Here is a 15,011-nt window from a genome sequence, read left to right on the forward strand (position 1 = left end):
GATCGGCCAGCGCATCCCCGGGCACTTCGGCACCACCGTGCTGATGCGCTTCACCGCGTTCTTGTAGGCGTGCAGCATGCGCGGCGGGATGTCCGCGTTGCTGCCCGCCCTCGGCCAGGCCGTTATCGCTGTTCTCCTGCTGGGTGAGCACTGCCATCGTGCCTGCGGCCCTGGACAGCGGCGCCATGCAGCACACCGTCAGAGCGAGCAGCAGGCCGAGGAGCAGCGCCCACTTGAGCCAGGCGGCGGGCGCGGCGGGTCGTACGGAGCGGCGGCGGCAGGCGCCGCGGCCGGGTGACGGCTCATGTGCCCTCACCGCCGTCACCGTCGTCGTCGAAGGGGTAGCGGAGGCGGGTTGGGGGCGTTGTCCTGTTGGAGGCGGCGGAACATCTCCTGCGCCTGCCAGACGTGCGGCGGCCGAGGAGCCAAGGCCGCCGGAGAGCCGAGGCCGGGGACGTTGCACCCGGCGGGTGCTGCCGGCGGCGGAGGGAGCAGCGGCTGCTGGACCGGGGCGGGGGCGGGGGGCGGGGTTGGGGCCGATCGCGCCGGGCCCGGAAGCTGTGATTCCGCCCCACGACCGCGCAGCTGTCTGTGGTCTGGCTGCTGGCGCCGCGAGGGGGCAGTGGCAGCAGTCCACGCCCCCCGGAGGGGAGCCCGGTCGCGGCGCCGACGCCGGTGCGCTGTTGGCGGGGGTGCTCGCTGGGGTAGCTGGTCGGGGCGCTGGGCCGCGCCGGCGGGCAGCAGTCCCGTGGCCCGGGGTCAGGCGGCGGCTGCTGCGCGGGCGGTTCGGGCTACGAGCATGCTGCCCTGCGGGCCCTGGCGGTCCTGGTCCAGCGTGTTGCCCCACACCTGCAGTTGCTGGCGGACGTCGGTGGTGGCGTCGAGCGGAGCGCGGAGCTGCAGGGGCGGGTGGTTGCGGGCAGGCCCATCGTCGCCCCGTACAGCAGGCGGCCGCCGGGTGGCGCGATGCGGTAGCCCGCGCAGTCGCACCAGACGGTTAGGGCCCGGGTGGACAGCAGCGTGCGGTCGGTGTTTTGGTCGTGGAGGATCTCGTCGGTGCCCGGGGGCGACGATCTGGCCGTGCTCGTTGCGGTAGCGGTCGGGCGCTCCGCCGGCTGTCGGGCGCCGTTGGCGGGTGTGGTGGTCGCTGCGGCGCTCGCCTGGCGCGGGCGGTCTGCGGCCGGGTTCTCGCCGTGGGCGGTGGGCTTGCGCAGCCGGGCGAGCCGGTCGGCGCCGGGCGGGCCCGCACCAAAGCCGCCCAGGCACCGCCGGCCCGCAGAGACGGGCAGTGCCGATGGCGGCGCCGACGGGGGCCAGACTGCGAGAGGCCTCGGCGTTCGCATCGGCCAGCCAGCAGCCGGCCCGGTTCGCCGGGCATGCCGGTCCTGTCACTCAGCCCGGCGACCACGCCCTGCCACAGGTGCCCGGTGCTCAGGCCGAGCCCGGTCAGGCCGCGGCCGCGCAGGGATCCGCCGGTGAAGGCTCTGCCCGCAGAGCTGCTGACGCCGTTCATGGCGAGGGCGGCACCGAGTCGGAGTCGCCGGCCAGATGGCTGCCGCCGATCTTGGCGTAGCGCATCCGCGCGCGAGGCGCTGCCCGAACGAGGTGATCATCACGAGCAGGCGGCGGTGGAAGGCCAGACCGGCCAGCGCCAGCACGACGATCAGCAGGAGGCGTTCGCTCAGCAGAGGTCGGGGCCGTCGGTCAGGATCACGTCGATGGTGATGCCGACCGCCGGGATGAACGCGGCATCGGCGAGGATCACGGCCATCGAGATGCCGAACAGCGCCAGCCACTTCCCACACCACGGTCCTGCTCGGCCCGGGCAGCATCCCCCACACGAAGGTGACCCCGCCCCTGCCGCGGCCGCGCCGGCACACACCGCCGAGACGCCCAGCAGCACCATGGCCGCGGACAGCAGCAGCGCGCAGATGAGCAGCGCGGCGAGGAAGACCATCACCACCGCGGCGACGCGCCACCAGGACGGCTGGGCGGCATACTCCGCGCACGCTTTGCCGACCGGCCCGGCCTTCTTCAGGTCGGTGAGGAAGGCGGCAAACTCCTGATCGTCCCTTCGACAGGACCGGGGCGACGTTGTCCAGCAGCTGGCCGCCCGGGGTGAGTTCGGGCAGCGTGTCCGGTCCCTTGTCGCCGGGCTCGCGTTCGCAGTACTTGCGGCCCGGCCCGCGCAGCAGTCGGCACGGATCGTCCTTGTCTTTGGTCTTCTCGGTCTTGGTGGCGTAGCCGCCGGACACCCACTTCAGGTGCGCGGCATAGGCCTTGCGGTCGGTGGCCTGCCCGGGTCGAGGATGCGCCCGTACTGCAGGAGCATGAACGGCTTGACGACCAGCGAGTTGGTGACGGCGTCCTGAATCGGCTTCGCGATCTTCTTCGCGTCCGGTGTGGTCGCGTCCTGGATGCCGTAGCACTTGTCGAGGGCCGGTCCGGACAGGCCCGCGCACGGATCGTCGGAGGAGATCTTTCCGCCCCAGGAGTGCGCGCTGACCGTCCGATGTGCGACCTCGGCCGCGGCCGACTGCGCCTGCAGGACGGGCCCGTCCTTGCCGAGCAGGAAGCTGGGGTGACGAACACCGAGGCCGCCAGCGCCCTGAGCACCAGCGTGAGACCCATCTCCGAATCCGCGCTGTGCTTGCCGCGCATGACCAGCACCAGACCGAAGCACGAACGCCCATGCCAGCAGCAGTGCTTTGAGGCCGAGATCCTCGACGACGATGTCGGTGTAGACGTCGGACAGCCGCTGCACCGGGTGGGCCAGCAGCTGGAGCAGCGGGAAGCGGTAGGCGACCCGACGGCCCAGCAGCCCAGCCCCACCACGACCCTCACCATGGTGAACAGTCCGCCCAGCACCATGGCCTGGGTGTGGAGATCAGCGAGAACACGCTGCCGCCCTGCGCCCCGAGCTCATAGCCCTGCAGCGGGGCGCCCTCCACGGTGTCCAGTTCCAGGGGGCGAGAGCCCGCCTACGCCGTCGGCTTCTGCCGGCGGCGTAGGCGGACGGAGGTGTTCACGGTCAGGAATACCGTCACCAGCACGGCCACGAACCCGGCCGCGCGCAGCGTGCCGCCATCGGGGCGTCCCCGCGATCGCCTCCGGCGGCGGCGGTTGAGGATGCAGAGGGTGGTGACGCCGACGGCGAGGACGCCCAGCGGCCACGAGTGGGCCGGCGTGAGTGAGGCGACCGGCCCGGGCTGCGGGGGCCGGGGCGCCCAGGCAGACGCCTCGCCCTGGGCCCACGATCGCGTCACACACCTCGACTGTGTGCGCCGGGGCGGCGGCCGGGCCACTGGGCCTGTCGGGCACGCCGGTGGCGGTGGCGCCTGCGCGTGGCCTGTTCGGTGGCGCGTGTGGTGGGGGAGGCGGCGAACGCGTTGCCGGTCTGCGGCCACCAGACCTCCGGCACGCCCGGCGTGGTGCGTCACGAGCAGATGGCGGTGATCGCAGTGCCACCACGGTGGCGAGCACGGCGTAGGCGGCGGCACACGCCGGTAGTTCCGCAGGCGGGCTCGTCATGCGGACCCCTCGTTCCCGAGCCGGGGCGTGGCTGCCGGGGCGCGCGGGCTGTCGAGGGGGTGGTGCGGATGTGGTCGGCGATCCTCGGCAGGGCGGGGATGTGGACCTTGATGCGGCCGGTGTTCTGGCGCGGGCCGGTCAGCAGGATCTCGCCGGCCCGCTCGGCAATGCCGACGGGGGAGAGGTTGGTGGTCACCAGCCGGAGCAGGTCGTCGTCGCGGCCGTCGAGGCCGATGAAGTCCAGAGCGCGGCGCGCACGGTCGCGGTCCGCGGTGCGGGAGAGGGCCTTGTAGGCGAACAGGCCGCGGTCGGGGGCCCAGTTCGCGCTCGTCGTGCGAGCCGGCGAACAGCCCGGCATGGTGCTTGCGGCCGTCGTGGAGAATCTCGTGCACCAGTGCGGTGCCCTCGGCCGAGCTGGTCAGCCAGTAGAGCTCGTCGGTGACCACCGCGCAGAACCGGGACGGGTCCGCGAACGCGGCCTGGCGGGCCATTGCCGCGATCAGATACAGCACGGCCCGGCCGATCAAGAGCTTCGAGGGGCTGCTGGTGCAGGATCTCGGGATGGGTGAACGCGGCCTTCGGCGGCAGGGTGAGACCGGCCGTGGTGATCACGATCAGGTCCGCGCTGCTCGAGCCGTTCAGCCGGGCGACCGGCAGCGTCGGGTCGAACACCATCCGGGCCAGCGGGTTGCTGGTGACCAGGCGCAGCATCCCGGCCACCGAGGCGGCCGCATCGGCGCGTGTGCCCGTACCGCCGCAGCGCTCTGGGTGAGGGCGTCCATGACCTTGGCCATGGAGGCGTCCGGCAGGGCGGCGGCCTGCTCGACGGCGTGGTGCAGGACCTCGCCCTGAATGCTCATGGCGCCGAGGCCGAGCTGCAGGGTGAGGTAGTTGAGCGCGTACTGGCGGCCCTCCGGCCCGGGGAACAGGCGCAGCGGATCGATGGAGAGTTCGGCCTGCGCGGCGTCGATGACCTGGCAGCGGCCGGGCGCGGAGCCGCGGGCGAACGTGGCCCACTCGCGCACCGGGGTGCGGTCGATGCAGATGGCGCGGGCACCGCGGTCCACGACCGCGCTCTGCACCGTCTTTTGCAGCACGCTCTTGCCGCCGCCGAGATCCCCGATCACGGCCAGGGACGCGAGAGGCGTCCTGCTTGGGCGCATCGGCCACATTCACGGTGACGGGGCGGGGCGTGCCGCAGTCGAGGTCGAAGCCGAGCAGGATCCCGTTGGGGTCACCGGCCTCGCTGCGGGTGAAGGCCCCGGACATCGCCCAGTCCTCGGCCAGCTGATGCTGGGTGAACTCCTTAAGAGTCAGCGGTCGGACACTTCCGGGCAGACCGAGCAGGAAACAGATCGCCTTGCAAGCCGACGGGGGCGCAGGATCCGGTAGTCGGCCCCCGCGAGCAGCTTCTCCAACGCGCCCGCGCCCGGGCATCACACAGCTCGGCGGCCGGTGCCCACACAGGTGAGCACGGTGACCGACTGGACCTCGACCTCGGCGGAGGTGCGGGCCAGGCGGGCGTCCATCTCGCCCAGATCGCGGGCGGCCTCGGGAAGATCGGAGGGCAACCCGGTGGGGCGGGCGTCGTACTGGTCGACCTGGTCGACGAGCTCGGTGCGCTTGCGCTGGATCTTGCAGGCGGGCCTCCGCGGCCGCCACCAGCGACAGACTCACGGCGAAGTCGACCGGGAAGTCGAGGACTTCCAGCTGCGCGAACAAGTCGGCGGCCTGCACGGAGACGGCCGGCGGCGCCTCGGCGAGCACTAGATGCGCCTGATAGCCGGTGCCGTCCGGGGACTCGACCTGCAGCCACCGGCGCTGGATCGGCGAGACGGCATCCTTCCACCACTGCCGGCCCGTCCCCGCGCCCCCGGATACCCGGGGCCGCGCGAACAGGCCACGCCACCCGGTGCGCTCGCCAGCAGCCCGCCCGGTGCGGGGCGTGCCGCCTTCCCTCAAGACGGACCTGACCGAGATCGGCGTAGCTGGGCGAGGCGAGCAGCCCTCGCGCACACGTCCCGCATACAAGGAGCTCGCCGTCGCCTCGGACAGCAGAGGCTCGGGCAGACCACGATGCAGCGCGTGCTGGACCAGCCACGATCTCCGCCGGCCGGACCGGCCGGAACGGGACGGCGCCCGCCATCTGCGCCTCGATCTGCACCGCCTTCTCCCGGGCGCGGGCCCACGTCCCTGCCACTGACCGGGGACGGCTGCAGGCCCAGCGCATCCGACAACTCCCGAACGCGCCCAGGCCCACAGACCGGAGCCACCATGCCGCGCCTGCCCACCGTGTCCGTCGACAACGGGACGGCCAGCCACAGGGTGCGCCGGTGCATCTCCCTGCCCGTCCAGCACATCCAGAGCGGCCTCGACATGCTGCACCCAGGGCCGGGCCTCGGGCCGCAGCTCGCCGCTGTCCTCGTCGTGCAGACCCTCCAGCATCCGCCAGGCGACCTCCGCCGGATCAGTCTGGGCACACACCCCCAACAGGCGCGGCTCGCCCGACAGCGAGCGCACCAACTGGGTGATGCGCTGCAGCTGCTCCTCTCGCGCACCGCGGCCGGCAGATAGGTGCCGGTGACTCGGCCTCGGTGGAATGGCCGGGCTCATCGGCGCCCGGATGCAGGCGGTACAGGGCCCAGGTATGCCCGTCGGCCGACCACAGCAGATGACCGGCGATATGCCGGATCGGGACACGCATCAGTTCCGCTCCTTTGCGGCGAGGAGGGCGACCTGGACCGGGAGAGCGACCGACGGCCGACGCCGAGGACAGCAGTTGCGGCAGCTGCGGGCGAACCGCGGCGGGGCGCGCGGCCGAAGGACACCGGGCGTGCACGGGCCGGGCCCGCTGGTGCCGTCGCGGGGCTGGGCGAGGGGAGGTGCCGGCCGGAGGCCAGGGGCTGGAGGGTGAGGTGCCGCAGACCGCCTGCGGACGGCGATCCCGCGCCGCCCGGCCGCCGATGTGCGGCCGCCCGCCGGCTGGACCACGCGCGCCAGGACACCCCAGCGCGGCACCGACCGGCGTGCGGCCGGCGACCTGTGGCGGCGGCGGGCGAAGATGGCCACGGCCCGCACGACGGCAGGGGACGGGACCCGCCAGCGACCACCAGAACGAGGAGGTCTTCACCAGCACCAGGCCGCCCAGCGACATGAGCGCGACCTGCACCGCGTTGAACGGGCCGAGCGGGATCCTCCAGTCGGCGAACTTCCCGATCACCCACGGCAGACGACGCGCCGTCGTATAGAAACGGGCCCGTGCGCACCGGCTCGCTCCCCGCGCTCACGCCGCACCTGCAAGACCGGGCACCCGCACACCCGGCGCCAGCTCGGACGAGGATAGGGCACGTGCTGGCGGGCGGCACCCTTGGCCGGGTTGGTGACCTCGTCCTCGACCTTGTCCGCCAACTGCTCCCGGGCGTTGTAGATCCCGAGCGCAAGAACCATCAGCAGCAGCGCACCGACCCCCGGCCTTCAGACTGAACCGCGTGACCAGCACGTACAGGACGATGCAGGCCAGAGCGACCTTGAGACCGGCATCCGCCCGGCCCTTGAACATGTCGATCCAGCCGGTGCCGAGATCGTCCAGCTGACCGGCGAGCACCACCTGATGCACGGAGTTCACTTCGCCTCGCCTCCACCCGAGGTGAGCGCTGCGATCTCCCAACGACCGCCGCGGGAAACGAGGATGAGCTCGTAGGACGGCGGCCACCTGCCCCGGGCGGTGCGGGCGCTCGCGGACCGCCTGGACGTGCACGCGGGTGCCGTCCCCCGGCACGTGCTCGCCGGCCGCGCTCTCCTCGCGGGCGGCGACCACATCGACGTCGACCTGATCGGTCAGTGCAGGATCCACGGCCGCAAGCGAGGTCTTCGGCGCCAGGTAGCGGTCGACCTCACTGCTGCCCGAGAGATAGGCGGACAGGAAGTCGCTTGACCGTGTCCACCAGCGGGGCCGCCGGAGACATTCACCCTGTAGGCCGAGGCGGTCGCCTTCGCTGCCACGGGCCCGGCCACCAGCGCGGGCACCCCGTCACCGTGACCGCGTCCCCGGCAGCGGACGCGGCCGCCGGCACGGCAGTAGCGCACCCCGTCGGCAAACTGCACGGCAGCGGTGACCGACCACCGGCCACCCGCGCGGGCCACGCTGCGCACCGCCGTCACCTTCTGCGGCGCCTTCGCACCCTCGCCCGGCTCGGGCAGCAATACCCCTGGGCCAGCCGCAGCGCACGCATCGCGCTGGAGCTGTCAGGAGCATTGGCATCCGAGCGCAGCCACGCGTCGACGAACTCCGCGACGTAGCCGGACGGATCGGCCGGCGCCACCGCGGCGGACGTGCGCACCGGCGCCGGCGCGGCCTGCGCGACGACGGTCGTGGCCGGCTGGATGAGGGCCGCGGCGAGTCCGGCAGGACCGGCCAACAGACAGGCCCACACACTGAATCGGCCGAGCCGGACGGTGCGGCGCGTGCGCCGCAGGTCGAACCGGCCGCCATCGGCGGCGCCTGGATAAAGGGTGCTGGCATCAGCGTTCTCAAGGAGAAACGAGGTGATGCCATGAGCCAGCAGCAGGGCGTACCGGTCCGCGTACCGATTTTGGGAGCTGCGGTTTGCGAGTGGGTCACGATGCGACCGGTACGCCTACCGGTACGCGTTGTGCGGGGGCCGGCACAGAACGCGTACCGATGGGTGCCGCATCCCGCACCCCCAACGGCGGGGCGGCTTCAGCGCCTTCGCCGACACGCCGGCTTGCCTGGCGGGCCGACCTCACCGGTACGCGTTCTGGGACGGCACGGGCAGGAGCGCCCGTGCCCCGGCCGGTGCGTCTTCACTCTGTGTGGCCAACGCGGCGCGGTGCAGGGCGTGTTGCGCGGCTGCGCATCGTCCCGACATGGAGGTGCGCAGCCGGACGGCGCTGTGTTGCGCACCGGCTCTCCGGCGCTGTGGCGGACCGGTGCGCAGCACTGAACGCCTCGTGCGCAAGGGGTCGGGGCGAGGTGCGCAGTGCGGTGCGCAGTGCCGTCGAGCACCCCGTCCCGGCTGCGCAGTGCACCGCCGCCAGAGGCCACTGCGCAAAGCTCCGCCGGCCACAGTGCGCAGCAGCCCCCGGCCTGCTCCGCGGAGCACTGCGCAAGTCCTGCCGTCGAGAGCTGCGCACAGGGGTGCTGCGCCGACGTGTACCGGCATCGGCGGGGCGCCGGTACGCGTTCTCCGGGCCCGTGAAACGCGTACCGGTCGACCGTCGGGGCTCGTTCCCAACGCAGACCGGTGCCCGCGCTGGCGGCTAGCTACGAGGGTCCCGAGAGTCAACGCAGGGCCGTTGACCTGGGAGGTGACGCAGACCGGTACGCGTTTCGGTACGCCTTTCGTAGCGCACCCGAAAACGCGTACCGATCAGCCAGGGCTGGGGCGGTGCGCCTGAATCCGGCAGCGGCCCGGCCGGTCGGGCCGGCGTCACGGCAGGCGACCAGTACGCGTTGGAAAACCGTACGCGTACCGGCCCTGGGGAGTGCGCAGTTGCGGCGTCAGAGCGCCCGGCCGCTGTGCAACTCCACTGCGCACCCGCGCCGTCGATGGTGCGCGCGAGCTCACTGCGCACCGATCGGACCGGCACCCCGGCGGCGGCTATTACTGGGCTTTGCGCACCGAGGTGGCTGGGCGTGGTGCGCAGTGGTCGGCGACGTTGCGCAGTCGGTGCCGTGGACCGGTGCGCAACTGGTGCGCAGTCCCTCCGGCGGACGGGTGCGCGACTTTGCGTACCGGTCTGCGCACCGGGCAAGCAGTCACACAACGTGATGGAAATGTGATCGCAGCCTGCGGGAATCGGTACGCAACCCGGTACGCCCCAGGGTCAACTCCGACCTGGGCCAAGGCCGCACACTCCTTCCTGGGGTGCGGGCCCGAAATGGGACGGAGCAGGCAGTTGAGTGGAGCAGTCCGCGGGTTCGGAGGAATGATCCAGCGCGGCCCGATGGCCAGCGATGTGCTCGGCGCGCACTACACATCCGTGTTCAACCAGGCGGTGCGCGACCAGCGCCTGTCCCGCCGGGCCCGCGGCCTCTTGGTCGAACTCCTCAGCCACCGCGAGGGTACGGGATCTCCTCGAGATGCTCCTCGCCCAAGGCCCCGAGAAGCGCGACGCCCTGCGAGCAGGGTTGTGCGAGCTGGAGCGGCACGGCTACCTGCTGCGTGAGCGCGTACGGACAGCGGGGACGGTTGGGGAGACGCGGTACGTCATCACGGACATGCCCGACGGCGTGACCGTATCTGCGCCCCCTTTGCCGGCCGTCTCCGGACGCCGTTGACGAAGCCCGACGAACGGGTATCGAGTTCCCGCAGGTCACAACCTGCGTCGGACTCCGTCCCTGGACAGCGACCCACAAACCCTGCAGGTCACAACCTACGTCGGATTTCCCTACGTTGGCTGAGCCTACGTTGGCTCATCCGACACATAAGAAGAACAAGAACTTCAAGAAGACCAACCGCAGAGCACCAACCCCTCCCTCCCTCCGCGCCCACCACACGCGCATCCACCGCAGGGACGGACGGAACGACGGCTGCCCGCGGTGAGCAGATCCTGTTGTCGATCGCCCGGCATCACCCGGAACTCCATGCGGCGCTGGCGACTGGCACCACGCTCGCCGACCAGGCGCCGCTCGTCGGCCGCCTCCTCGCAGGCGGGGGTGAGCCGGGAGCACATCCGCGAAAGCCCTGGTCGGCCGCCCCTATCCGCCACCGGAGCAGCGCACCACTCCCTGGCCGCACTCGTCGCTGCCCGTTTGCAGCAGCTGACGCTGATCGCCGCGGCCGCCGACCGGGCCCGCGACACCCCGACCGTGCCCCACAGCCCGCAGACGCACCGACCCTGGGCACCGCCGCGCTGGGCGTGGCCGCGCCCAAAACCAGGTGCGGGACAGGACGGCCTGTGCGGGCGCCCGGTCCTGCGCCCGGCGAGCTGTGCCCACCGTGCACCCGACTCGCCGCCGGAGCGTGACGCACGTGATCCACAATGAGGCAGGGATACGGCGGCTGGGGGAGCACTGATGGTGAGGGATGGTCGTGGCGGCCGCCGGGTGGGGTGCTGCAGCAGGGTGGTGCACGCTGGCCGCCCACCACCGTCTCTGCGTACCCGACCGTGGCCCGTGGCGCACCACGTGTCCCGACGGGCACCCGCTGCCCACGGAGCCCGTACCTGGCACGGCTCCGTTCTGCCCTGCCGGCCGGCATCGCTACGACCGTCGGAGCAACAGCTCGTACAGTCCCGGCCGTCGGCGCCATGGTCTGCGCTCTCCTGGCCCTGGCCACCGGACAGCATCCCGGGCGGTCGCCTGGCTGACGCTCGCCCCCGTCGCCATCCTGCTGGCGCTCGTCGACGCCCGCGTACACCGCCTCCCGACAGGCTCACTCTGCCCGGCTCTCCTCGCCCTCGCCCGTCCTGGCCCTCGCCGCCCGGGATACCCGGCGCCCGAGGATCCTTCGCGAGCGCCCTGCTGAGGCTCCCGCGCTGGGCGCAGTCTTCCTGTTGATGTTCCTGGCCGCCGAAAACCATGGGGTTCGGCGATGTGAAACTCGCCCTCACCGTCGGCGCAGTACTCGGCTGGTACGGCTGGCGCGCACTGTTCCTCGGCGTCCTCGCGGGCTACCTCATCGCCGCCGCCCACGGCATCGTCCTGATGGCCCGCCGCAAAGCAACCGGCGCAACACGCCTGCCCTTCGGGCCGTCACTCACTTATCGGCACTCTCCTCGGCGTCACCCTCGGCGCCGCCCTCCCGTGAACCAGCGCGCCACTGAAGCAGCACCGCGATCGGAGGGCCCGATCGCAGCGGTCGGGACGATTGCCGGGCGATTCGGCCGTTCGCTGCGGCGTGGGCTGCATGGTCGTCAATACGCCGGTGTGCGACTTGCTTGGGGGCACGCGGTCGGGCTTGTCCGTTTGGCAAGCTCCTGTCCTGGTTCCCGGGCCGGCTGGTCTGTCAGACCCTGACCCGTAGGGTGGCCCGCCTCGGACCAACGTGAGGGCGGAACATGGCGGGGACTCGGCGCCCGATTCGGCGGAGCACAGCATGACGGTGCACAACGAGATCAGTGGGGGAGCGCAGACGGTTGTGCACGGCACGTACCAGGCTTGCTACATGGCGCCGCAGCCCGGTCCTGTCTGGATCGGTCGGCAGCAGGCCTGCCGAGACTTCCGCGCCCTGTTCGGCCGGGGAAGCGATCGTTGCCGAGGGACGCAAGCTGCTTTGAGGAAGCCCAGGGTGACGGTGCGGCTGCGGTCGTGGCGACCGGCGCGCCCGGCATCGGCAAGTGCGGTTGCATTCCTGGCCCGGCTCGTGGCCGCCTACCCGGACGGGCAATTCCACGTTCCGTTGGCGCTCGCCACCGGCGGATCGGGAGCGGAGGACCTCGTCTCGACGCTGCTGCACGCGTGCCGCGGCCCGTTACCTCAACGAGTGCGTTCAGCCAGACTCACCATGCTGCGCGAGGTGCTGTCGACAGGGCGTGTGCTGCTGCTCCTGGACGATGTCGCCTCCGGAGGCTCTTCTCGAAGTGCTGTCCATGGACGGTCCCGTTCGCGCCGTGGTGTGCACCAGCCGATCGCGGCTCACGGCAGCCTGTCACAGTGGTGCACGTGTTGGAGCTGGACCCGCTGCAGGATTTGTCTGCGGCCGATCTCCGTTAGATCGGCGGCCGGACCGGGCGGTGACGGACGAACAGAGCGTCGAACTCGCCCGGGCATGCACCGGCCACCCCCTCGCTCTGCACATCGCCGCCGCCCACCTGAAGAGCCGGCCGCGCGTCGATGCCGACCGATTCACCGCGGACATCTCCCACCCCGGACGCACGGGATGCGTGCCCTGAAAGCTGGACAGTCGGCCGTGCAGACCGTGCTGGAGCGCAGCGTTGTAGACCACCCCCGAGCAGGAGAGCTGCCCGTCACCTCGGTGTCCTGCCGCACATGTCCGTCACCGTGGGACGTCGGCCGCGTATGCGGGTGGGCACGCCGACGAACTGGACCTTGCATCTCTGGAGGCCACGGCCGACCAGCTGGGATGCCCTGTTCGAGCTGTGCCTCGTCGAACAGCTGGATGACGAGGCGGCTCTGTGTTCCCACGGGATCCTCCAACCGGTTTGCGAGGCTGCAGTCCCAGTGAAGTCCCGGCCGACGAGCGTCGCGAGGTCGTCCTGGGCCGGGCCTGCTATGCCATGGTGGCCGCGCGGGGCAAGTGGCGACGGAATCGATCGGCTTCCTCGATCAGTGCGGCCGCGCAGCCAGCCGGAGACGCAACACTGAGGCGTTGCGGCAGTTGGACGCGGGACCGACTCCCGGGCGGTCGCGCTCGTCGAGGTCCGCCAGGGCGTACCAGGCAAACAGACCCGCCTGACGAGACGCCCTTTATGGCAGGGCGGCCACTGAGCGGATATCTCTGCGGGTCACGAGTGTGTGCACGAGGCTGGTACATCCACCGGCGAGACGGCTCGCTTTATCGGCGACCGCTCGCACACAACCTGGCCCCACACGCCTAACACCTCGGAGAGAGCCAGCGGGCCATGGAGTTACTGGTGTCGTGCGCAGGCTCGCGAGGCTGACCACCTTCCTGATGTCTCACGCATTCAACCATGGGGTCGCTGCTCATCAACCAGCCGTGCTCGCGAGGCGATTCTCACCACCACCGGCGTGCGGTTCTGGCGGGCTGGTGGGCGAACGGACCGTACTCGCCCACTTCTGGGCGCCTGCAAGGTGTACACGTTGCCGGTGCAGGACGCGCTTGCCGAGCGATACCCCTCGATAACGCAGCAAGTTGTCTCTCTCGCTTGAGGGCGACATTAACGGCGAGGCTGCGGCGACATCGAAAGGTGCACGGGCCGCCGGAAGGTGAGTGGCGTACGCCCTTCTCGACCCGGGCCGACGAGCGCCCACAGGAGCGGCCGCTGTCAGCGCAGATCCCCTCGGCGCCGCACTGGCCATCTACCGCGACACCCCGAGACATTAGCAGGGACGAGTGCTGGGCGCTTTCCGCCTCGGACGGCGGGGCCGTCGACAGCGCAGACATCCCGGAGGTCGATCGGTAGCCCGGGCGGAATGTGCGCAACTTGCTCGACTGAGCTGGGGACTACGAGCACGCTGCCGCCCTCGCGGACCTGGCGGCGTTCCGCGGGCAAGTCGGCCGGCTCGACGAGGCGGCCGCAGCACTCCACGCTGCAGCCCGCAGCATGGCTCGACCACGTGGGAAACCCCTGTCCCTCATGGCGTGGACGCTGCACAAAGCTACGCCGCCTACCTGTGGGACCAGAGCAGGATCGAAGAGGCCGTCACGCTGCTGAGGACGCGGTCAGCAGCGCTGAACGGCACGCCGGAGAGCAGCCCTCGCCCAGATAAGGCGTCGCTGGGCGAGGCCCTGGTACATCGCCGGACGGTGGCAGGTGGTGCCCGCATCCTGCAACCTCTCGTCGCCGAGACATCAAACGCTCGTGCCGCCCTTGCCCAGGCGCAACGGGGCCTTGCAGTCCCTACTGCACCGAGGACTCCACAAGGAAGCCATGACCGCGATCACCGGCCCTCGACGGGAGTGAACATCGGAGGGCAACGCAGCCATGGTCCTGCGTTGCCCGTACATGACCACTGGCGAATCTGCACTGAGCCGCAACGACGAATGGCCGCAAGCCACCGAGGAGGCCACCGCGCTGTCCAACTGGCCCGAACACAGATGAATCCTGCCCATGCTGCCACGGCCGAGACCACGCCGAAGGGCGACCCGACTGCAAGGCGAGGGCGGCGACAGAGGACGAGCAGCAGGCGCTCGCACGCCTCACTGGGATCCTGCCGATCGTGCAGCAACAGGTCGGGATGACGTCCCTGGAGGCCGCGCTGCACAACAACGTGTGGTACGCACCATGCCCTGGAGGATCGCCACGAGCCGGCGATCGAGCGCTTTGCCGCTGCCCTCACCTTGGCCGAACAGAGCGGCGACGACCGCCTGCGCGCACAATGCCTGCTCAACCTGGCCGTTCTGCCCGCCCTGCAGCACTGGGCGACGCCGATCAGGCTCCGATGCGTATGCGAGTCAGCTTCGTCCTGTACCGATCACTGGCGGCGCTGGGCCCGGGCGGCTGAAGCGCGCCTGTTCGTGGTCGCCCTGGACGGCCTCGCCGCATCCGGGAGCGAGACGCCCACGCCCAGGACCTGCTGCGCATCGAGCCGTCAGTGTCCGACCCGCGGATCGTCGAGTCGTCCTGGGGCGACTACTGCTCGAGATCGACGACTTCGCCAAGCCTGATACCCCAGACGTCGCCAATAACACCACCGAACTTATCGTGGGACAGACGCCTTCTGGCATCGCCGCAGGATCGCCGTCGCCCCAGTGGCCCCCGCGATGGAGCCGTTCGGTCTCGTGCTTCGGCCAGGCACCTTGCTGTCTCCCGACAGTTGAAGGGCGCACGAACGCAGCGTTTCACGATAATGCAAAACGGTTAAACACCCAAAC

11 protein-coding genes and 1 pseudogene are annotated in these 15,011 nt (G+C 71.2%); 3 read left to right on the plus strand and 9 right to left on the minus strand.

Annotation, left to right across the window (positions count from 1 at the left end):
* The 8 genes and pseudogenes from RBJ77_RS06960 to RBJ77_RS06995 all read right to left on the minus strand — a co-directional run.
* A partial coding sequence (locus RBJ77_RS06960) for a hypothetical protein (protein WP_372344132.1) occupies positions 1-187 on the minus strand: 187 nt, incomplete at its 3' end.
* A gap of 1,494 nt (positions 188-1,681) precedes the next feature.
* Positions 1,682-1,963 carry a hypothetical protein gene (locus tag RBJ77_RS06965; RefSeq protein ID WP_372344133.1) on the minus strand — a complete coding sequence of 94 codons (282 nt, stop codon included), beginning with the start codon at positions 1,961-1,963 and terminating at the stop codon, positions 1,682-1,684.
* A gap of 297 nt (positions 1,964-2,260) precedes the next feature.
* Positions 2,261-2,764 (minus strand): hypothetical protein, encoded by a 504-nt coding sequence (locus RBJ77_RS06970; RefSeq protein WP_372344134.1) that lies wholly within the window; start codon positions 2,762-2,764, stop codon positions 2,261-2,263.
* Positions 2,765-2,981: 217 nt separating this feature from the next.
* Positions 2,982-3,266 carry a hypothetical protein gene (locus RBJ77_RS06975; RefSeq protein ID WP_372344135.1) on the minus strand — a complete coding sequence of 95 codons (285 nt, stop codon included), beginning with the start codon at positions 3,264-3,266 and terminating at the stop codon, positions 2,982-2,984.
* A 170-nt stretch (positions 3,267-3,436) separates the two neighbouring features.
* Positions 3,437-3,889 carry a hypothetical protein gene (locus RBJ77_RS06980; protein ID WP_372344142.1) on the minus strand — a complete coding sequence of 151 codons (453 nt, stop codon included), beginning with the start codon at positions 3,887-3,889 and terminating at the stop codon, positions 3,437-3,439.
* Between the two features lie 16 nt (positions 3,890-3,905).
* A pseudogene (locus RBJ77_RS06985) lies at positions 3,906-4,022 on the minus strand (hypothetical protein); the annotation flags it as partial.
* A 147-nt stretch (positions 4,023-4,169) separates the two neighbouring features.
* The gene (locus RBJ77_RS06990; protein WP_372344136.1) at positions 4,170-4,658 is read right to left on the minus strand and encodes an ATP-binding protein; all 489 of its coding nucleotides are present in this window, start codon (positions 4,656-4,658) and stop codon (positions 4,170-4,172) included.
* A gap of 309 nt (positions 4,659-4,967) precedes the next feature.
* Positions 4,968-5,102 carry a hypothetical protein gene (locus RBJ77_RS06995; RefSeq protein WP_372344137.1) on the minus strand — a complete coding sequence of 45 codons (135 nt, stop codon included), beginning with the start codon at positions 5,100-5,102 and terminating at the stop codon, positions 4,968-4,970.
* 703 nt (positions 5,103-5,805) lie between these two features.
* Between RBJ77_RS06995 and RBJ77_RS07000 the strand changes: the two genes are divergently transcribed.
* A complete protein-coding gene (locus tag RBJ77_RS07000) occupies positions 5,806-6,105 on the plus strand; it encodes a hypothetical protein (RefSeq protein WP_372344138.1) in 300 nt (99 codons plus the stop codon).
* Between the two features lie 642 nt (positions 6,106-6,747).
* On the opposite strand, the gene RBJ77_RS07005 is transcribed toward RBJ77_RS07000, so the two are convergent.
* Positions 6,748-6,978 (minus strand): hypothetical protein, encoded by a 231-nt coding sequence (locus RBJ77_RS07005; RefSeq protein WP_372344139.1) that lies wholly within the window; start codon positions 6,976-6,978, stop codon positions 6,748-6,750.
* Positions 6,979-9,634: 2,656 nt separating this feature from the next.
* On the opposite strand from RBJ77_RS07005, the gene RBJ77_RS07010 reads away from it, so the two are divergent.
* Positions 9,635-9,832: a hypothetical protein gene (locus RBJ77_RS07010; protein WP_372344140.1), complete on the plus strand. Its 198-nt coding sequence runs from the start codon at positions 9,635-9,637 to the stop codon at positions 9,830-9,832.
* A 2,396-nt stretch (positions 9,833-12,228) separates the two neighbouring features.
* Complete coding sequence (locus RBJ77_RS07015) at positions 12,229-12,387, plus strand: hypothetical protein (RefSeq protein WP_372344141.1); 159 nt, start codon at positions 12,229-12,231, stop codon at positions 12,385-12,387.
* The last annotated feature ends 2,624 nt before the right edge of the window (positions 12,388-15,011 follow it).

Origin of the sequence: Streptomyces sp. KL116D (assembly GCF_030766975.1) — a bacterium.
Lineage (GTDB): Bacteria > Actinomycetota > Actinomycetes > Streptomycetales > Streptomycetaceae > Streptomyces > Streptomyces longispororuber_A.

What these genes read in the sequence shown, in the direction of transcription:
- RBJ77_RS07005 (WP_372344139.1), bottom strand. Translation starts at nt 6,978, where the DNA reads ATGGTTCTTGCGCTCGGGATCTACAACGCCCGGGAGCAGTTGGCGGAC.
- RBJ77_RS07000 (WP_372344138.1), top strand. Translation starts at nt 5,806, where the DNA reads ATGCCGCGCCTGCCCACCGTGTCCGTCGACAACGGGACGGCCAGCCAC.
- RBJ77_RS07010 (WP_372344140.1), top strand. Translation starts at nt 9,635, where the DNA reads ATGCTCCTCGCCCAAGGCCCCGAGAAGCGCGACGCCCTGCGAGCAGGG.
- RBJ77_RS06980 (WP_372344142.1), bottom strand. Translation starts at nt 3,889, where the DNA reads ATGCCGGGCTGTTCGCCGGCTCGCACGACGAGCGCGAACTGGGCCCCC.